20 protein-coding genes are annotated in these 20,014 nt (G+C 37.9%); 7 read left to right on the top strand and 13 right to left on the bottom strand.

Going from position 1 to position 20,014, the window contains the following annotated elements:
* The first annotated feature begins 1 nt into the window (after position 1).
* From ABJG98_RS04475 to ABJG98_RS04465, 3 genes are read left to right on the top strand one after another with little or no spacing between them, the layout of a single operon-like run.
* The gene (locus ABJG98_RS04475) at positions 2 to 1,495 is read left to right on the top strand and encodes an oligosaccharide flippase family protein (protein ID WP_348278278.1); all 1,494 of its coding nucleotides are present in this window, start codon (positions 2 to 4) and stop codon (positions 1,493 to 1,495) included.
* Positions 1,492 to 3,927, top strand: coding sequence for a YfhO family protein (locus ABJG98_RS04470; protein WP_348278277.1), 2,436 nt, complete (start codon positions 1,492 to 1,494; stop codon positions 3,925 to 3,927). Before ABJG98_RS04475 ends, ABJG98_RS04470 begins: the two co-directional genes overlap by 4 nt.
* Positions 3,927 to 4,961 (top strand): class I SAM-dependent methyltransferase, encoded by a 1,035-nt coding sequence (locus ABJG98_RS04465; protein ID WP_348278276.1) that lies wholly within the window; start codon positions 3,927 to 3,929, stop codon positions 4,959 to 4,961. The genes ABJG98_RS04470 and ABJG98_RS04465 overlap by 1 nt, the downstream gene beginning before the upstream one ends.
* Positions 4,962 to 5,030: 69 nt before the next feature.
* Here the strand turns inward: ABJG98_RS04465 and ABJG98_RS04460 are convergent, their stop codons facing one another.
* From ABJG98_RS04460 to ABJG98_RS04430, 7 genes are read right to left on the bottom strand one after another with little or no spacing between them, the layout of a single operon-like run.
* Entirely contained in the window at positions 5,031 to 5,711 is a 681-nt protein-coding gene (locus ABJG98_RS04460) for an acylneuraminate cytidylyltransferase family protein (RefSeq protein WP_348278275.1), read from the bottom strand.
* A complete protein-coding gene (locus ABJG98_RS04455) occupies positions 5,704 to 6,792 on the bottom strand; it encodes a DegT/DnrJ/EryC1/StrS family aminotransferase (protein ID WP_348278274.1) in 1,089 nt (362 codons plus the stop codon). Before ABJG98_RS04455 ends, ABJG98_RS04460 begins: the two co-directional genes overlap by 8 nt.
* A 5-nt stretch (positions 6,793 to 6,797) precedes the next feature.
* A complete protein-coding gene (locus ABJG98_RS04450; protein ID WP_348278273.1) occupies positions 6,798 to 7,652 on the bottom strand; it encodes a TIM barrel protein in 855 nt (284 codons plus the stop codon).
* Positions 7,649 to 8,074, bottom strand: coding sequence for a GNAT family N-acetyltransferase (locus ABJG98_RS04445; RefSeq protein ID WP_348278272.1), 426 nt, complete (start codon positions 8,072 to 8,074; stop codon positions 7,649 to 7,651). The genes ABJG98_RS04450 and ABJG98_RS04445 overlap by 4 nt, the downstream gene beginning before the upstream one ends.
* Complete coding sequence (gene neuB / locus ABJG98_RS04440; RefSeq protein WP_348278271.1) at positions 8,058 to 9,116, bottom strand: N-acetylneuraminate synthase; 1,059 nt, start codon at positions 9,114 to 9,116, stop codon at positions 8,058 to 8,060. Before neuB ends, ABJG98_RS04445 begins: the two co-directional genes overlap by 17 nt.
* A complete protein-coding gene (gmd, locus tag ABJG98_RS04435) occupies positions 9,113 to 10,147 on the bottom strand; it encodes a GDP-mannose 4,6-dehydratase (protein ID WP_348278385.1) in 1,035 nt (344 codons plus the stop codon). Before gmd ends, neuB begins: the two co-directional genes overlap by 4 nt.
* Positions 10,148 to 10,192: 45 nt before the next feature.
* The gene (locus ABJG98_RS04430; RefSeq protein ID WP_348278270.1) at positions 10,193 to 11,008 is read right to left on the bottom strand and encodes a CDP-glycerol glycerophosphotransferase family protein; all 816 of its coding nucleotides are present in this window, start codon (positions 11,006 to 11,008) and stop codon (positions 10,193 to 10,195) included.
* A gap of 412 nt (positions 11,009 to 11,420) precedes the next feature.
* Between ABJG98_RS04430 and ABJG98_RS04425 the strand changes: the two genes are divergently transcribed.
* Positions 11,421 to 11,582 carry a hypothetical protein gene (locus ABJG98_RS04425; protein WP_348278269.1) on the top strand — a complete coding sequence of 54 codons (162 nt, stop codon included), beginning with the start codon at positions 11,421 to 11,423 and terminating at the stop codon, positions 11,580 to 11,582.
* Between the two features lie 103 nt (positions 11,583 to 11,685).
* On the opposite strand, the gene ABJG98_RS04420 is transcribed toward ABJG98_RS04425, so the two are convergent.
* From ABJG98_RS04420 to ABJG98_RS04395, 6 genes are read right to left on the bottom strand one after another with little or no spacing between them, the layout of a single operon-like run.
* Positions 11,686 to 12,588, bottom strand: a complete 903-nt coding sequence (locus tag ABJG98_RS04420) for a hypothetical protein (RefSeq protein WP_348278268.1) — start codon at positions 12,586 to 12,588, stop codon at positions 11,686 to 11,688.
* On the bottom strand, positions 12,581 to 13,666 hold the full coding sequence (locus ABJG98_RS04415; protein ID WP_348278267.1) for a DegT/DnrJ/EryC1/StrS family aminotransferase: 1,086 nt from the start codon (positions 13,664 to 13,666) through the stop codon (positions 12,581 to 12,583). Before ABJG98_RS04415 ends, ABJG98_RS04420 begins: the two co-directional genes overlap by 8 nt.
* Positions 13,663 to 14,118 (bottom strand): acyltransferase, encoded by a 456-nt coding sequence (locus tag ABJG98_RS04410; protein ID WP_348278266.1) that lies wholly within the window; start codon positions 14,116 to 14,118, stop codon positions 13,663 to 13,665. Before ABJG98_RS04410 ends, ABJG98_RS04415 begins: the two co-directional genes overlap by 4 nt.
* Positions 14,115 to 14,342 (bottom strand): cytochrome b5 domain-containing protein, encoded by a 228-nt coding sequence (locus tag ABJG98_RS04405; protein WP_348278265.1) that lies wholly within the window; start codon positions 14,340 to 14,342, stop codon positions 14,115 to 14,117. The genes ABJG98_RS04410 and ABJG98_RS04405 overlap by 4 nt, the downstream gene beginning before the upstream one ends.
* On the bottom strand, positions 14,342 to 16,702 hold the full coding sequence (locus ABJG98_RS04400) for an endonuclease MutS2 (protein ID WP_348278264.1): 2,361 nt from the start codon (positions 16,700 to 16,702) through the stop codon (positions 14,342 to 14,344). Before ABJG98_RS04400 ends, ABJG98_RS04405 begins: the two co-directional genes overlap by 1 nt.
* Positions 16,702 to 17,034, bottom strand: coding sequence for a DUF4296 domain-containing protein (locus ABJG98_RS04395; RefSeq protein WP_348278263.1), 333 nt, complete (start codon positions 17,032 to 17,034; stop codon positions 16,702 to 16,704). Before ABJG98_RS04395 ends, ABJG98_RS04400 begins: the two co-directional genes overlap by 1 nt.
* A 134-nt stretch (positions 17,035 to 17,168) precedes the next feature.
* Between ABJG98_RS04395 and ABJG98_RS04390 the strand changes: the two genes are divergently transcribed.
* The 3 genes from ABJG98_RS04390 to ABJG98_RS04380 are packed head-to-tail and all read left to right on the top strand — an operon-like array spanning position 17,169 to position 19,969.
* On the top strand, positions 17,169 to 18,053 hold the full coding sequence (locus ABJG98_RS04390; RefSeq protein ID WP_348278262.1) for a DUF58 domain-containing protein: 885 nt from the start codon (positions 17,169 to 17,171) through the stop codon (positions 18,051 to 18,053).
* On the top strand, positions 18,034 to 18,936 hold the full coding sequence (locus ABJG98_RS04385) for a hypothetical protein (protein WP_348278261.1): 903 nt from the start codon (positions 18,034 to 18,036) through the stop codon (positions 18,934 to 18,936). The genes ABJG98_RS04390 and ABJG98_RS04385 overlap by 20 nt, the downstream gene beginning before the upstream one ends.
* A complete protein-coding gene (locus ABJG98_RS04380; protein ID WP_348278260.1) occupies positions 18,926 to 19,969 on the top strand; it encodes a VWA domain-containing protein in 1,044 nt (347 codons plus the stop codon). The genes ABJG98_RS04385 and ABJG98_RS04380 overlap by 11 nt, the downstream gene beginning before the upstream one ends.
* Positions 19,970 to 20,014: the final 45 nt, after the last annotated feature.

Raw genomic sequence — 20,014 nt, 5'->3', positions numbered from 1 at the left:
AGTGGGAGTCGTTATAAAACAGAGTTTTTGGAGCACAGCTATCGCATACTTAGGTGTTCTTGTTGGATTTGTAAATACACTATATCTACGTCCAGAATACTTTCTACTCGATGAGATAGGGTTGTTTGGAATTATTACGGCTAATGCAATGATGATTTCTCCTTTTACCACCTTTGGGATGTCAAGTTCATATATAAAATTTTTTCCCTTATTCACTGAAAAAGATCGAAATAGTACATTCACATTTCAGTTCCTCATTGTTATAGCCGGCTGTACGCTAGTAATGGTAATTGGCTATTTACTAAAGGATGTTATCAAGCAACGCTACCTTGAATCTGCACCAACATATGTGAATTACCTTGCTATTACGGCTATTATTATAGTTGTGAATAGCCTATTCGATATGTTCTTTAGCTATAGCAGGACTACTTTAAAAGTACTTTTTCCTTCGTTTCTAAGAGATGTACTTTTAAGAATAGGAGCAATTGTCTTGGTAGTAGGATATGCTTTGAACTGGTTTAGTTTTGAATGGGCTGTGAAAGGATTGGCTATTAATTATACCTTCATTCTGATTGCGTTGTTTGGGAAACTAATGATATTTGATGGGTTTCGCTTCAAATTTAGATTTTCCTTGCTATCATCCGACTGGAAAAAAAGGTTGTTTTATTTTTCGACTTATTCAATGCTCTTAGCGGGGAGTTTTGCTGTAATGAATAATGCAACGTACGATTTTGTAACATCCATGTTAGGAGCCAGCGCAAATGGAATTTTTGTAACCTGTTTTTTTATTGGTACAATCGTAGAAATGCCAAGAAGAAACATGGCTAAAGTTATTTCCCCCATTTTATCTACCGAGCTGGAGAACCAAAATATGCAAGAGGTAGAGAGCTTATATAAGCGTAGTTCTATCACTATGTCAATATTAGGAGTTCTCATTTTCATCGGCATAGTTACAAACCTTCAAGATCTATTTCTTTTTATACCAAAAGGAAGTGAATTTAAAGCCGGTCTATATGTAGTCATCCTTGTTTGTACAGCAAAACTTGCCACGATGATTTCTAGTTTTCCTGGTGAAATAATTAATTATTCTCACCTGTACAGGTATAACTTGATTTTCCAACTAGGAACTGCGATATTATTGATCTTTCTAAACTACTTTATGATACCCATTTGGGGCTTAGAAGGAGCAGCATTCAGCTATTTTCTAGCTATTATCATTCACATAATAGTGAAAATCGTTTACGTGAAATATCATTTCAAAATCCATCCATTTATAAAGAAACACTTCACCCTACTATTTATAAGCATCGCAGTTTTCTGGCTCGCATATTTTTTCAATCTTGACCTGCATCCTTCAATTGTAATTGCAATCAGATCAATTCTAACCACAATTATTTTTATCCTTCTAATTTATTTGTTCAGAATATCACCAGATATTAATAAAATCATTCATTTTACCTTTGAACGGTTCCTAAAAATTAACCTGCCGAAATGAATTCAACCCTGAAGAAAAATATACTTACCCACAGTCTGATCATACTTGGATTTCTAGTCATTAATATCCTGGTTCACTATCCTTCATTTCTGAGTAATAAACAAATTAATCAGCATGATATATTGCAAGGACGTGGAGGTAATCATCAAATTCAGTTGCATCGAGATGGAACTGGCGAAGAAGCACTTTGGAATCCCTATATCTTTAGTGGAATGCCTGCTTACTTATCAGGCGTGCAATATCCTGGTGACTTAATGGCCCATGCATATAAAGTTATTCGGTTAGGTATGGGACATCCGGAGGCGATCTTATTTGTAGCTTTTGTCAGTTTTTATATCCTTCTGCTCAGCTTTAAAGTTCGGCCACTTATCGCAGCAGCTGGAGCTATTGCATTTGGGTTAAATGGATTCAATATTATTGGTATCATGGCTGGGCACAACGCCAAGATTGCTGCAGTTGCTTTAATGCCACTTGTGCTAGCTGGAATCCAATATACTTTTTCCGGGAGAAGGTGGCTTGGCTTTGGACTAACTGCTATTGCGTTGGCCATGCAAATCCGAACCAATCATCCCCAGATTACCTATTATCTAGCTATCATAGTGATCGTTTATGGTGTGAATGTGCTGGCTCAAGCCATTCAGAACAAAGACTTCAAGCGTTTTGGTATCAATGCGGGACTTATGGTCGCAGCTGCTTTTCTTGCAGTAGGAGCGAATTTTGGCAGGCTGGCAACCACATTAGAATATAGCAAGTATTCAATCCGCGGAAAATCAGAACTTCAAGCCGACCAGAAAGCTTCGTCGGGCTTGGATAAGGAATATGCTTTTCGATATAGTAATGGCATTACAGAACCTTTATTCCTATTTGTTCCGAATATTTTCGGTGGATCATCTCAACAAGAACTCTCAACTAAGTCCGCCGTGGCTGAAGCATTGCAAAGTGCCGGATACAACCGATCACAAATCGTGAATCAGGTGAAAGCAATACCTACTTATTGGGGAGATCAACCGCTTACAGCTCCTTATTACGCCGGTACACTTATAGTCCTTCTTTTTATCCTTGGCATCCTAATCTTACCCAAAAAGCACAAAGTGTGGCTTATATCACTGGCAATTCTTGGGATTATGATGAGCTGGGGCAAAAATTTCGAAGGCTTTAACAACCTATTATTTGACTATCTACCTGGATACAATAAGTTTCGATCGGTAACCTTCACAATCATTATCACGATTCTTTCAATGAATCTCCTGGGTTTCATTGCTTTAGAAAAGCTCGTTAGTGCGGAATGGAATGAAGCGCTGAAAAAGAAGTTATATATCCTGTTTGGGATAGGTGGAGGATTTTTATTGGCACTCATGATGTTCTCTGGTGCCTTGGGATATCGAGGCACTATTGACTCTCAACTTCCCGATTGGTTTATTGAGGCAATCCGAGAGGATCGTCAGTCATTGCTAGTAAGGGACAGCATAAGAGCACTCATGTTTGTCGTTGGGTTTGCTATAGTAGTCTGGGCACTATTCAAAAAAAGGGTTAAAACCAATCAGGTATTGCTGGGTGTTGCCTTTCTTGTATTTGTTGATAGCTTTTCTCTCACCAAGCGATTTTTGGGTGAAGATAAATTTCAAAAGGACCCTACTGGAAATTTCTTTCAAATGACAGATGCTGACAAGGCAATTGCTTCTCAAGCATTTTATGGTGATCGTGTTCTTAACCTGCAAAATCCATTCAATGAAAATAGAACTTCCTATTTTCATGAGTCCCTTGGAGGTTACCATGGAGCCAAAATTAGACGCTATCAAGATTTGATTGATCATTGCATTCAATCTGAGCTTCAAACAGCTTTTTCAACTCTGCAAGGTCAATCAATGGACTTTTCTGGTCTACAGGTTTTAAATATGCTCAATACTAAATTTATGTATGCTGGAACCCAAGGAAATGCCGTTTTCCCTAATCGATATGCAAATGGAAATGCGTGGGTAGTAAATCAGATAATTCCAGTCAATTCTCCTGACGAAGAAATTGGGCGGGTCTGTTCAATAGACACTAAAAATGAAGCCCTCATCGATCAAAGTAAGTTTGAAGTGCCACAAGTGACTGGTTCAGGGACAATTGTTCCCACCAAGAAAACCCCCAATAATGTAAGCTACTCTGCAAACATCACTGGAGGGTCTGCTTTAGGTGTTTTCTCAGAAATCTATTACCTAAAAGGCTGGAATGCGACCATTGATGGAAAGGATGTTGAAATATTGCGTGCAAACTATGTGCTCAGAGCTTTAGAAATTCCCAATGGAGAACATGAGATCGTCTTTGAATTTAAGCCTAAGACGTACTTCTCAGGTAATGCAGTGATGATGATTAGTGGAATACTGATAATTATTTTCTTCCTGGGTGGCATAGCGATCCAGATTAAATCTTCTGAAAAGAATATTTAATGCTACTTGAAAGACTTAAAAATGATGGACGTCCAGAATTAAAACTTAATTCTTTGCAGAAGAAGACTAAAAAACTAGTTAGTCAAAAGGTAAATACCGGTACATACAAATTTGAAAACATAAACTGCCCGGTTTGTGAAAATAATCGAGCAACAATAATTGGTGAAAAGGATAGGTACGGATTGTCATACATAACGAATATTTGCTCTTCATGTGGTTTGGTTTACACAAATCCACGAATGAATGAAGCTTCCTACGCTGAATTCTATAATCAAGAATATAGAAAACTCTATGTAGGTAAGGAAAGTCCCACTATTGATTTTTTTGAGTCTCAAAGGAGAAAGGGAAAACGCATTTTTAGTTTTCTTTTAAGCAACAAACTTATCTCTAAAAACAAATTGCATGTTTTAGAAGTTGGCTGTGGTGCCGGCGGTATTCTCCATTTTTTTAGATCAAAAGGGCATGCTGTCGAAGGTTTAGATCTTGGTGCAGAGTATGTAAAATATGGTGTAGAAGATCATGGCTTACCGCTAACTGTTGGTTCACTTGAGAGTTTGAGTCTCTCGTACAAGCCTGACTTAATCATCTATTCGCATGTAATGGAGCACATTTTGGACTTAAACAAAGAATTACAACTGCTAAAAAAAATATCACATCAGAATACAGTGATATACATTGAGGTTCCTGGTATTAAGTATGTTCATAAGAATTTTCGGTCTAATATCTTAAGGTATTTTCAAAATGCTCATACTTTCCATTTTTCTCTGGAATCACTAAAAAACATTTTGACAAAAAATGGATTTGAACTGGTGGTTGGAAATCAAACCATTGAATCTGCCTTTAAGATCAATGATCACAATTACTCCATAAAAAATGACTACAATGAAGTGAAGGACTACCTTTTTTATGTAGAAAAAAATCGTCCATATTACAAGTTCACTGCTCAAGGTATGAAGGAGAATTTAAGGAGCGCACTTGATTGGGGCTTAAGATTCACCAAGTTGAAATGGATTACCAGAAAGATTAGTTCTTGAACCCCTTATCTAAATGAATTCTACGGAAATAGACCTCTTTTTTTCTTCTCACATTTCCATCCCCTTCAATTAATTCAAAAGGAATTCTGCAATCTTAAAATCGAGCTCCGTATCAATATCAATTGATCGCAGCTCACTCATTTCGAACTTAACTATCCTATCCATCAATGTGATTTCTTTTTGTTTCAAAGCGTCAACACGAATGACATAAACAGCACCGTTTAGTTCATACACAGCAGGACAATCTTGTCGTCTTTGAAAAAATCCTTTTTTAGATTTTTTCAGATAACCTTCCTCACCCTCTTCAAATAAAACATAGTAAGGATTGGACTTGGTTTCCACTACCGATAATACACAATCCACTTCATCATTAAACAGCGCTAAAGCTCCTAAAATATCTTCAGATTTGCGTAATGGACTGGTGGGTTGAAGCATCACCACACGCTCATAGAACTTTCCCATTGATGCATAAAAATCAATCGCGTGTAATAAAACATCTCTGCTTGTGGAATCATCTTGAGCTAGTGCCTCAGGTCTTACAAATGGGACTTCTAGTCCCATCTTGTTTGCAAAAGTTATGACCTCCTCATCATCGGTGGATACGCATATATGTTCATTACTGATGACCTTCAAGGCTTCTTCGATCGTGTAGGCTATCAATGGTTTACCACTAAGCAGGCGTTTATTTTTATTGGGAACCCCTTTGGATCCTGCACGCGCGGGAATGACGAAAAGGGTAGAACTATTCATAAAACTTTTTAATTGTTTTGGTTATAAGATCGATTTCCTTCTCTGATAATGATGGAAAGGACGGTAAACTCAGACCACTCTTAGCGATTGATTCGGATATTGAATAATCTTCTTTTACGTACTTTGAATAGGCCGGCATTTCACTCATTGGATAAAAAGCAGGTCTGGATTCTACTCCATTTTTTTGCAAATAAATTCCTAATTTATCTCTTGAGAGATTGTGAAAAAGTGGCGTAAACAGCCAATGTGAATTGGTCGAATTACCAAGGCTCTTTTGAAATCGGATTGAATCTACTGACGATAGTTCGCTGATGTATTGATCTGCGATATTACGTTTCTTATTTAGTATGTGATCCAATCGCTCCAGCTGTGCACATCCAATAGCTGCTTGTATATTTGTTAGCCTGTAATTGTATCCGATATACTCATGCCAATATCTCTTTTCCGGACTCATTCCATGATCTCTCAATACTTTGGCATGCTCATAAACTTCCTTGCTTTTAAAGATGATGGCTCCACCTTCTCCCGTCGTGATGGTCTTATTTCCGTAAAAGCTAAATGTACCTATGTCTCCAATGCTTCCAGTTTTTCTAGTACCGTAAGTACTCCCTAGCCCCTCAGCATTATCCTCAATAATCAAAAGGTCATGCTGCTTGGCAATAGCCTGAATGAGCTCCATATTACACGGATTACCATAAAGGTGAACTGCCATTATAGCCTTTGTCTTTGAGGAAATATATTTTTCGATTTTGCGGCAATCTATGTTGTATGTTTCTTGATCTACTTCAGCTAATACAGGTGTGGCTCCTGCATGAATTACCGTGTTTAGAGAGGCAGCGAAAGTGAGATTTGGTACAATTACCTCATCTCCAGGACCTATACCAAGACTCACCATGCCTAGATGTAATGCTACTGTGCCGTTGGAAACGGCAAGTACATGGTCCGCATCATGATAAGCCGCAAGCCCATTTTCCAATTGTTCAACATACTTCCCTTTGGAAGAAATCCATCCTGAATCAAATGCATCAATTAGATATTTTCGTTCGTTTCCTGATAAATCAGGTTCCATTATTGGGATCATTTCTCTCATATCACTTCCGCTGAAGATCGTAATAAAGATATCTGTTTTTTCAAATCGTCAATAGACTGACTTTTGACTTCAACAACATGTGGAACGTTTTTGAATGATTTCAAATGCTTTAAAAACCAATAATTGGCTGTAAGTTTCTCATTGGTATCTTCCATTCCATCATTGTCGCTGTGATGAATGTATGCAATTCGGTCGTTCAATTGACCGACAGCTAAATCCTTATCAAAACCCAAACTGTTCGCAGAAACTTTTAGATGAGCAGTATCAAGCAGAAAACCTAAAGAATCATTATTCACCAAGTCCAAGACCTGGATAATCTCCTCTGGATCCACGCATAGGAGCGGGTTTATGCCATCTTCTCTCCTGTTTATCTGCATCAGTACATTATTTTCGAAACAAAACTTCACGCCTGCATTTTTTGCTACTTCTGATAGCATTTCGCAAGAATCAAGAAATGTTTTCGAGAACATGTCTCTTTCGATATGACTTGGTTGTTCAAGTTGTTTGCCTAGCATATGGGGCGACGGATCCAGACAAAATCCAGCATGGGCTGAGAAATATTTCATCCGACACATAGATGCTAATTCGATACCTTTCATGCAGTGATTGCGAGAGCGTTTAAGAATTTCCCTATCCTGGCTTGCTAGGTTTAATACAAATGGGTCTTTCGGAGGTGGGAAATAATTATGAGGCAACCTGTCTATGGTCAGCGTCATAAACTGATTTCTTAAATCTTGATCGGGGTTGAAATTGGCGCTGAATTCAATAGAAAATTGATGTTGAATAGCTATTTCTTCGATTTCTGGAATCGTTAGATTTTTAAATGCTACACTACTTATAAAAATATTCATAATGATAGCTTCATGAATTGAATATTGTGACGGCTTTCAATAAGCCTAAATCCAAATTTCTCATACAGAGTAATGGCGCCAAAATTGTCATTATCAACGCTGAGCCAAATCTCATCATGATTCAAATACTTTGCTGAATCTAGAAGCTCTTCTAAGATCATACGACCAATGCCTTTGCCCTTAAAACGCTCTGCTACACATATTCCCAACCACAGTTTTTCTTTTTCAGGATCGAGATGGCCATAGCCAATCACTTGTTCCTTTTTTTTAACAATCAAGGTCTTGACATGATTATCAATTACATTAATTGGTCTTTTACCGAAATACCTAAACAAGTCAAGTGAATTTCCAGCATTACTTAGAAAATTCTTGACTTCACTTATCGAAGCATCTTTAATTATGAACTCACCAATCGATGACATCTTCAGTTATGGGTTCATCTTTTTCTAGGTCTCTAACGATTCGCTTCCCAAGAATTTCATAAAACCTCGTAGGAGAAAGCCCATTCATGGGGCGCTTAAAACCAATGTCTTCTTTTTGAAGTACATGACCAATTTGTAAGCCTTGATTAGCTATCATGCACCGGCGCATCCCGAAAGTATTTTTTTGCTCCGCTTGGGTAGGCTGTTTTTTACTTGAACCTAGCGATTTCTCTACTTGTCTTATTCCTTCAACAAGTAATGCAAACTGTTCTGGATTTAATGAGCTACTGTGATCGGGGCCAGACATTGTGGTATCCAGCGTAAAGTGCTTTTCAATCACCTGTGCTCCCAGAGCTACCGCACTCATACAGGCATAGCTGTTCGGCACATGATCCGAGTAGCCAATCATCACATCCATTTCTAAACCCATTGAGACCATTGCGTTGATATTAGCATCTGTTATTGATGCTGGATAATTGGTTGTACACTGTAACAATATCAGTTCAGGATCTCCGTGATCCTTCAAAAAATTAAGTGTATTTCGAACCTCCTCTTCTGTACACATTCCTGTAGAAAGAATCAAAGGTTTATTGAATGATGCGAGATAACTAAGGAATGGATACTCCACAAACTGACCTGAGGCTATTTTGAATGCCTCTACGCCAAGTTGATTCAAAAAATCAGCGTCTTCATGATTGTATGGAGTGGAAAGAAACAAGATGTCCTGACGCTGGCATTCGTCCAAAATAAACTTGTAATCTTCAAGGTTGAGTTCTAGTTGTTTGAGCATATCAAACTGTGACTCATTCTCATCAGTAGTTTTTAATTGGTATGCGGCCTTTGGTGAGTTTTGTGTAACAATTCTATCCGCTTTGAAGGTTTGAAATTTTACGCAATCAGCTCCTGCTTTTTTAGCTTCTTTAATTAACTCTATGGCTAGTTTCACATCTCCGTTGTGATTGACACCTGCTTCGGCAATAATAAATACAGGTTGCTCCTTACCGACGGATCTAGAGCCTATGTTAATTACCTCACTTTTCATTTTCTCGAAAGTTCGGTTTCCATCATTAAATCAACTAGCTCTTCAAACCCCGTTTTAGGCTTCCAACCCAGTTTCTTTTCAGCTTTTGTGGCATCCCCAATAAGTAAATCCACTTCAGTCGGACGGAAATAGTATGGATCAATTGCTACTAAAACTTTCCCTGTCTTGGTATCAATTCCCTTTTCCTCTTTTCCTTTTCCTTCCCATTCCAATGAAACATCAATGTGTGTAAAGGCTCGTTCTACAAACTCCCTAACTGTATGAGTTTGCCCCGTGGCAATGACTAAATCTTCTGGTTTTTCTTGCTGTAACATTGCCCACATTGCTTCTACAAACTCCTTTGCATAACCCCAATCTCTTTTCGCATCCAGATTACCAAGATATAATTTGTCTTGATTCCCCAAATGAATATTCTTTACTGCCAAAGTAATCTTACGTGTGACAAATGCTTCGCCGCGGCGAGGTGATTCGTGATTAAACAGAATGCCATTCACAGCATATATCCCATAAGCTTCTCTGTAATTTTTGACCATCCAATACGCATATTGCTTGGCTATGGCATACGGACTTCTAGGATTGAATGGTGTATTTTCATTCTGAGGAACTTCTAAGGCTTTGCCGTATAATTCGCTCGTGGATGCTTGATAAAACTTTACCTTTTTTTCGATACTCAAATCTCTTATGGCCTCCAAAATACGTAAGGTCCCCATCGCATCCACGTTTGCGGTGTACTCAGGCACTTCAAAGGAAACTTTGACGTGACTTTGAGCAGCCAAGTTATATATCTCATCAGGTGAAATGTCTCGGATCAACTTTACCATGTTGGATGAATCGGTAACATCCCCATAATGAAGGAAAAAACGCTTGGAATTTTGAGGTGATTTGGTGAGGTGTCGGATCCGGTCCAGGCTATGGGTTGGCTGGCTAGAACTCCTCCGTATTCCATGTACTTCATACCCTTTTTCTAAAAGAAATTCCACAAGATACGATCCATCTTGACCGGTAACGCCTGTAACGAGTGCTTTTTTAATCATGTAGTAATTGGCAATAAACCCGATTCAAAACTACGTCTATTACTATTCCGATAGAAGCTTCTTGAGAATTCTTTCACTGACTCTACCGTCTATCTTGTGCGCATGTTTCTTGATGTATTCCTCATTGGATTTAGTTTCAATATTGGATGCTTCAAGCTTATTCTTCAAAATCATTAAAAGTTCTTCTGTTGTTGCTGCATTTTGAGCAACTCCTTCTTGAACATAATGTGCAATGTCGCGATTAAGATAATCGACCGTAATTAATGGAATGTTAAAATAGATGGCCTCTTGACCAACAGTTGAAAAAGCAGTAATAACAATGTCAGTGTCACATAGGGCGACATATAAATCAGAATCTGTGTCCATATCCAGATTCGTGTACCCAACTTCTTCTGCCCACTTTCGATACTTTCCTATATCCCGTTCCAAAGGGTGCGGCCTCATATAAACCTGCACCTTTTTGTCAAAAGTTGCAAATGCCCGAAAAACTAATTTCGCGGTGTTTTCGGTATAGTTTTCATCTTTGTGAGGTTGGGATGCAAACATGATTTTCTTCATTTTTGATCCACTTTTTCTCGTCAATTGAGGAATAATGTCAGTCCTCAGATGTCCCACTTCAGATACATCTTTCGGCCAATTGCTCTTTAGAAGAAAATCTGTAAACCCAGAGCCCCAAGTAAGAAAATGATCAGGAAAAATATTCAATTCCTTATCTTCCACACCATAAACATATCCAGGATGTAAATCATGCATTCCGCCATGCTGAAGAGCTAGACATTCAACTCCTGACCTGGAAGCTCCATTCAAAATACACTTTTGATTCGGGCTATATTCATCTAAAATTAAGATTCGTTTCACCTTTGATGATTTGAAAAACCATTGGTAAGCCTCTTCTTTCCATAAAAAAAATCTTGTTGATTTTCGATAACTTAAGAACTGTTCGTGAATTGCCTGAACAGCTTCATCATCAAAAGAATGAGTTGCTAAGTTTGTAAAAAATTGATCACAAGAAGTACTTGTTTTCCACCAATCAGAGAGGTGAGAGACAAAGTACTTAAACAAAATAACCTCCTCATATAGCCTTGGTCTCGCAGAAATATTTTGTACTAATCTGAACCAATTTTTTTTAAAAAAATTCGAATCAAAAGGAACATTGAATCTATCCAGTAATCCGATTTTTTTCCAATCAAGATGAGTGTATAGATTACTTAGAATCGAATTGTCTTCTGAGTATTCATTGTTTTTAAAAACTTTAGTGTAAGATTCTCTAGTGTCTACTATTAAAAAAGAACGATTCCTTTTAAAGGACAGGAACCCTTTGAATAATCGCATTGTGGAGATAATCAAAAAAATCAAAACTGTCCTTTTTGATCGAACAGGTTTTGCGAAGGATTTGGACGTAAGAGATAGAAATAGCCTGGGTCTATTATAGTAAAACAATTTTGGATCAAACCCTTTCGAATGAATCAATTTCACATATTGAGACATTGCACATAGGACATCTTTTGACTCAAAATTATTTGATGAAAAAACGCTCATTTTAATCGTATTGAACAAATTTTTTCAAGCTCATCATTTGATTCTGCATAATAGGCCTTCAACTCTTTTTCCAACTTATATTTTTTCAGGTAACTCTTTGCAGAAGAAAAAATGCGAAAAAAATATGGATCTAGTATCAGCTTTAGAAGTAACCAAAAGTTTCGTGTCGAGATGGAATCATGAAAGAATTGGGACGGCCTTATGCCATTATATGTAAAATAATTACAAACTCTGAGAATACTCGTACTCAGGTTGGTGAGTGAATTATTTACCGTTGTTGATCTTATGGATGGAGTATCTAAACCTGACGCTCCTAAAAAGCCACAGACATCATCGATTGTTTGATCCTTTTCTTTGCGGAAATTTTCACTGTCAACAACAAGCACATTCTCTTTTCCAAATAGACTTTGATAATGAGCTACTAGCAAGTCATATTTAAGATAAGAAAGACTAAAGTGTTTCTGAAGCCAGCCTCGTTTATCATTAATATCCAACCATTTTCTGAATCTTAAAGTACCACCTTGAACTATATATTGGCGATAATAGCTATCAATTGCTTTTGCCTGATCTCTGACAGTTATAATTACTCTACTAAACCCTACATCCTTTAATGACTCAGCTATTAAGGATCTATTCATCCCTTTTGGGGAAAATGGTGATCCAGCTAGTAATTCAAATGAATAAAAATTGGTTGCACCCTTCTTCTCATATTTATCCATTTTATTGGATAGTACTTTAAGATCATGATCCAATCTGTCAGTGAATACTATTTGAGGGAAGATGTCTCTACAAGCATTATAGTCAACATAATTTACTTCTTTTAGATAGGGGAAAACCTCCCACTGAAGAAATGTTGTAGCCGTTTTAGGAAATCCAATATGTACTATTCGATCAGGCATTATTTAAGATTTCGCAAATCCAATCAACTTCATCTTCGTCAAGTTCGGCAAACATGGGTATAGAAAGAATCTCCTTGCAAAGCTTTTCAGCAACTGGGAAATCTCCGATTTTGTACCCTTTATATGAATAGCTCTCTAAGTGAGGAAGAGGTGCTGGGTAATGAATGGCACAACCAACATTCACCTCTTTCAGTTTGTTCATTAGTTCATCTCTCTTTGGTGATTGTACGACAAACAAATGAAATACATGTCTCATGTTTTCAGGAATGGTTGGCTTCACTAGACTGAGCTTTTCATCATACCATTTTGCAGCTTGAATTCTGGCGTTGGTCCAGCTCTCGAGGTGAGGTAATTTTGTTTGAAGGATGGCCGCTTGTATAGTATCCAACCTGCTGTTTCTTCCCACAATCCGATGATCATGCTTACTAAGCTGACCATGATTGGCCAGCATTTTGCAAGTCTCTGCCAATTCATCGCTGGAAGTTACTATTGCTCCAGCATCTCCGTAGGCACCAAGGTTCTTTCCGGGATAAAATGAAAAAGTGGCAATGTCCCCAAAAGTGCCAACCTTTTGTCCTTGTATTTCCGCTCCATGCGCCTGAGCGCAATCTTCTATAATTTGTAATCCATGCTTTCTAGCAATTGGCAAGATTTTATCCATTCTTGCTGGCAGACCATATAGGTGCACCGGAATAATGGCCTTCGTTTTTGAGTTAATTTTTTCCTCAATTAATTCAGGATTAATCGTTCGCTCATCTTCTAAAACATCTACAAAGACAGGCTCGGCACCTACACTATTCACTGCGCCGGCTGTACTTATCCAAGTAAGTGCAGGAACAAGGACTTCATCACCCGCTCCAATTCCTAGCCCTTTTAAAGCTATCTCAATAGCATCTGTCCCATTCGCTACACCAATGCAATGCTTAATTCCAACATATTTTCCAAAATCAGCTTCAAATGACTTGATTATTGATCCACCAATAAATGAAGTTTCATTTATGACTTTAGCAATTGCTGTATCTATATCGTCTTTGATTGATTCGTACTGTGCCTTTAGATCTACAAAAGGTACGCTCATATATTTCTTAATTTTATTGCTGGATTGCCAGCATATATGCCAGACTCGGTGATGTCTTTCGTAACCACAGCTCCAGCGCCGATGACCACATTATCACAAATAGTAACAGGCATAAGAGTGGCATTTGAACCAATGGATACACCATTTCCAATTGATGTTTTTCTCCACTTAGTACTATCACCATCTGCAGGTCTACCTGATGAAAAATCATCATTAACAAACATGACCCCATGACCGATAAAGCAATCTTCTCCTACAGTTACCAGTTCACAGATAAATGTATGAGATTGTACTTTGGTTCGTGCTCCTATTCTTACATTTTTTTGTATTTCTACAAATGGACCAACGAAGACATTTTCTCCTAAGTCACATCCATAAAGGTTGCAAGGCATAACCACCTTTACACTTTCGTGCGCCTTGACATCTTTTATTCCTGACTCTACAATCTTCATTGGATTAAACTTCCTATTACCTGCAATTTCTCAAAAACTTTTGTATCATGAGGTGCTTCTTGCAATTCATTAGTTAAGTCCTGCCCTGCCCAATGTTCATAATGCTTGCCTTCTTTCCATAGTTTGGACTTGGTCACATCGTATATAACGCCTTTGTATGCTATCCAAATTTCCTCTCGATCATTCCCGTTTCTTAATGCTAATTGCTGTTGGGTAAATTTCATTACTGAAGCTTTATGATAGATATTCCTGCGCCTCCTCGGTCAGCATGTTCATCTTCCACACTCGCTATACTTGGATGTCCCTTTGTTACATTTCTAACAATCTCGCGCAATACTCCATGTCCTTTGCCATGCACAATTCTAACTTCATCAACACCAACCAAAAGTGCTTCATCAATAAAGGTCTCTATCCTATTCATTGCTTCATCCGCTCGCATGCCTCGAATTGAAATTTCATGTTCAAAATTTGCCATCTTCTGACTTATATCTATGCCTAATTTTTTTACTTTCTTTTGATAACTAACCTGAGGAGAGGCATTTGCTTTTTCAAGCTTTGATGTGGAAACGATGGATTTCATCGCTCCAAATAATACTTCTGCTTGCTTTCCTTTGATCTTCTGTATTGCTCCGGTAGTCTCCTGACCAATCACCCTCACGACATCTCCTTCTTTTAAGGTACTAATAGTTACCGCCTTTTTTTCTTGGAATTTGGATTTTTTCTGATCCAATTCTTGCCTTGCAGCCTTTGTACGTTCTTTTGATGCTTTGCTTTCCTTTATTTCACGGATCACACGTTCCACGTCTTTATTGGCATTTTCAAGTATATGGTTGGCTTCCTTTTTAGCTTCTTTAATGATCCGCTTCTTGTCTTCTTCCAACATGTTGCGCAGATCTTCATAGTCTTTACGAACCTTTGTGATGTCAGATTGATCTTCTTCCAGCTTCTTAGTAAGCTTTTCAAAACGCGCCTTTTCCTTTTCCAACTGGTTTAGTAATTGATCGTAAGCCACATGAGAACTACCTATTTTCTGTCTTGCAGATTCAATGATCTGATTCGGCAAGCCGATCTTGCCTGCAATTTCAAAAGCAAATGAACTTCCTGGTTTACCTACCTCTAACTCAAACAATGGCTCCAAAGCATCCAAGTCGTATTTCATAGCACCATTAATCAAGCCTGCTGTCTCATCACCGATTTTTTTCAGGTTTTGATAGTGAGTGGTGACTATACCAAACGCTTTCTTTTTATTCAGATCCGAAAGGACGGATTCGGCAATTGCCCCTCCAAATTGTGGTTCTGTTCCTTTGCCAAATTCATCGATCAGGAACATTGACTTCTTATCTGTATACTCAAGGAAATATTTCATAGACGTGAGGTGAGAACTGTACGTACTCAGATCATCTTCTATGGATTGAGTATCGCCGATATCTATAAATATGGATGAAAATATACCCATTTTGCTTTCCTCATTAACCGAAATCGGAAGGCCAGTCTGCAACATATATTGCAGTAACCCTACAGTTTTTAATGCAACAGATTTTCCGCCAGCATTTGGACCAGAAATGATTAGAATTCGCTTATCCCGATTGAGGACAAGGTTTAAGGGAATAACAGGCTTTCCATTTTCTTGGTGTGATAAATAGAGTAGTGGATGCGCAGCATTTATCAATGAGAATGCTTGTGTGTTTTCCACTTTTGGAACCGAACCATCTATAAAGTCGGCTAAAAGTGCTTTGGAATGGATAAAATCCAACTTTTCAAGCAGTCCAGCACCACTTTTTAGATCAGAAAGATTGGCTCGCAGATGGTCTGAAAGGACTATTAAAATACGAATCACCTCCCTTTTTTCAGCATATTTCAATTCCCTCACTTGATTGTTTAAATCCAAAACCTCTCCGGGCTCTAGATACACCGTTTGACCAGTTGCTGATTCATCATGTACAAATCCCTGAATCTTTTTCTTATGTTCAGCTTTTATTGGTATTACCAAACGCCCATCCCTAATTGTAAGGGTACTGTCATCATCCGTAAACTGATCATCCTTTGCTTTTTTCAAGATCTTCTGAATGGCGGAACGAACGGCTCTTTCAGATTTTGATATACTAGATCTGATTTCTGATAACTCTCTTGAGGCAGAATCCTTCATCTCGCCTCTATCATCTATCGCCTTATCTATGTGAATAGAAAGATTTGGATCAATTTCTATTGCATTAGAAATACTAAATAATTCAGGATAGTCTCCTCCTTTTTTTTTGAAAAACTGCACCCAAGAGGTGAGTGTATTCACACCTCTCTTCAATTCATGAAAGTCTTGTGGATCCAGAAATGAGCCAGGAACCTTTATTCTGGTCAGATATTCATCCATATCAGGAAACTCAAATGAGACTTTATCCTCAGAATTACCTTTCAATCGAATCATCTCCTTTGCTTGATTCAACCACCTAACTAAAACGTCGTAACGCTCTGTTGGCTTGGCTTTTTTCGCGAGCTGTTCACCACGTTCACTCTGACAAAAACGGATCAGATGAACTCTGATTTGATCGAAACCTAGCTTCTCTTCTATATCCTGTGGATAAACTTTCACTAGTTGAATAATTTCTCTCGTTCCATCAAAGTGTCAACCACAGCATTGTAGATTTTTTCAAAATCGTTTGGATGATCTACATAGTAGTTAAAACTTCGTTCGTATTGATCCTGATCAATCCCTAGATCTTCGAATAATAACTTCTCGTAATGATTATAGACGGCCTGTGTGCTATCTACCGGATCAATCCGTAACTTATTTATTTTAGCTTCTAGCAAGTGAATCTCTATCATTACTTTCACCATTTGTTCATTACTAATGAGATCTTTTGGCTCATCTGAACTAGAGCAAGAGCAAACTATTACAAGAACGGTTAAAAAAAGGTTTCTCAAATCAGTCTATAAATTCGTGAAAATATAATTTTGAAGGTCAAAGCGAGTTTGATCCATTAGCAAAGATCATACATGCATTGCAATTATCAATAATGCCATATTAATGCCAAACTTGATAAAGCAAAAAACTCAATATGAAGGATATCCTCAAAAGACTTAGAAGATACGAAATACGTATTCGTAAAGCGATTAATTCGCAGATGCAGGGAGACTTCCATTCCATTTTCAAAGGATCGGGTCTGGAATTCGACGATGTGCGCCCATATCAATGGGGTGATGATGTTCGAAACATCGACTGGCGAGTTACTGCTAAAGGTCACGGAACCTTTATGAAAACATTTATTGAAGAGAAGGAACAAACAGTTTTTTTCTTTCTGGATGTTTCGGCATCACAGGAAATTGGAAAAGATAATCGACAAAAAATTGACCTAGCCAAAGAAATGACAGGGTTGCTCACCCTTTCTGCAATACGTGAAGGCAGCAAAGTCGGATTGCTTTGCTACTCTGATCGCGTTGAAGATTATATTAAGCCAAGTAAAACTGTCAAACATGCGTATGAAATCATCAATCGCATGTTCAAACTGAAACCCAAATCAAGAAAGACCAATCTGGATGAAGGCATCAAATACACGTTAAACTTGCTCAATAAAAAAGCGATTGTATTTATCATTTCAGATTTTATCGATGAGAACTTCACTCACTCCATGCGCGGGTTGGCTCGTAAACATGATTTAGTAGTTGTACACATTTCGGATAAACGTGAGTCAGCAGCCCCACATCTAGGCATTGTTCCACTTTATGAAAAAGAATCAGGGAAGACTGTGTGGTTAAATACTTCATCAAAAGAATTTAAAAATGCCGTAGAAAAAACGCATGGAAAAAATAAAGACTCACTCGAAAATTTCTGCAAAAGAAATAATGTAAACTACATTTCCATTGGTACAGAAGATGATTACGTACCTAAATTGATCAAACTATTTAGACATAGAAATAGAAGCAATGCAAGAAGGACAAGGTAAATGGTTATTGACCATGGTGGCTGTATTGTTCTCATGGAATTTGAGTGCGCAGGAAATTTCCGTTAGAGGTGGATTTATTGAAGACAGTCTTCTTATTGGACAAGACGTAAGGTTTTGGATGTCAGCCACCTATCCTCCATCGTTAGAGATGGTTTTTCCAGATAGCTTATATTCATTTTCACCATTCGAGATTAGTGGTAAACAGTACTTCGCAACTCAAATCAAGAATAATCTAGCATATGATAGTACAGTTTATACAATTCAGTCATTTGAAATTGAAAAAATTCAATACCTCAAACTTCCTGCTGTGATTCTCAATGGCAGTGACTCAACAGTAATAGAAACTCCTCTTGACTCTATTTTTCTCACCGAGCTAGCTCCTATCGTTTCCGACACCACATCATTAAAAACTAATCTGGACTATCAACTCGTAGATACGCAATTCAATTTTCCTTTGATGTACTATGTACTTGGTGGTTTCATTCTCCTGACCATCATTTTGCTTTTAATTTTTGGTAAAAAAATTATCAAATGGATTAAACTTAGAAGATTGCGCTCCCAGTATGAACAGTTTTCCGTGGTATTCAACAATTACATCAAAAAGCTAAAAGTAGATCCAGACCCAGACCTGGCTGAAAAAGCACTCGTGCTTTGGAAAAATTATCAACAACGACTGGATAAGGTTCCTTTTACTGTATTTACTACCAAAGAGATACTTAGTCAAGACTTTACTCAAGAATTAGAAAAACCATTAATGTCTGTCGATCGTGTGGTATATGGAAAACGAACACAAGAAGATGTTTTTCAGGATTTTGAGCAAATAGAAGTCTTTACTCAGGATCGTTATTCAAAAAAAGTAGAGGAAATCAAAGATGGAAGATAAAACTGCAGATTGGTTTTCATTTGAATGGTTTACACCATCAAAACTTCAAAATTTTGACTGGGCGAGCCCGATATGGCTTTATGCCATGATTGCCATTCCATTTATTTTCATTTTACGATGGCTCTTCATCCATAGGTTTAATCAAAAGCTTCCGGTAGCTCTTACTAAGAAAGACCTTAAGAGTGATCCGATTACCTACCTACGATTCATTCCTCCTGTCTTTTTCATTATTAGCTTATTGATGATAATGATTAGCCTCGCACGTCCACAAACCACAAATGAACAAGTGGAGCAATGGAGCGAGGGTATTGATATCGTCTTGAATATTGATATTTCGGAATCCATGCAAATCATGGATTTTCTCCCAAACAGACTAGAAGCGGCCAAAGAAGTTGCTCGCAATTTCGTTGCTGGAAGATTTCAAGACCGTATAGGTTTGGTAATTTTCTCCGGCGATGCTCTTCCTTCCTGCCCACTCACCACTGATTATGGATTACTTTATGAATTGATTGAAGATATTGATTTCGATAAGATAGAAAGCAGAGGAACCGCAATAGGCAATGCTGTTACATCAGGAATCAACTTTCTCAGAGAATCAGAATCAGAATCCAAGGTGATGATTCTCCTAAGCGACGGAGATAATACAGCTGGTAATGTTGATCCTATTACAGCAGCTAATTTGGCAAACGCCTACAATATCAAGATGTATGTGATAGCCATTGGACGAGAAGGTAAGGTGCCATTTGGAACTGATTTTTTTGGAAGGCCAAGGCTGGTAGAAAATACTTTTGACGAATCTACACTTCGAGAGATTGCAAGAATCGGCAATGGCAAATTCTACCGAGTTTCAGACAAGGAGGCACTGGTCCAGGTTTTTGATGAGATAGACAGGCTGGAAAAGGCTGAAATAAAAGAAACACGCTATAAAGACACTAATGATTTCTATTATGTGTACTTAAAATGGGCTTCCATTTTCTTATTGCTTTGGTTGGTTACCAAATCCACATTTGTGACGAATGTATTGACAGATTAAAAAAAGATTAAACTAATCTGTAACTTTTCATTGGGCCTCCACATC

This window comes from Ekhidna sp. (assembly GCF_039960695.1).
Classification (GTDB): Bacteria; Bacteroidota; Bacteroidia; order Cytophagales; family Cyclobacteriaceae; genus Ekhidna.
Note: the sequence above shows the minus strand (reverse complement) of the source record. Positions and strands in the feature narration are given on the sequence as shown.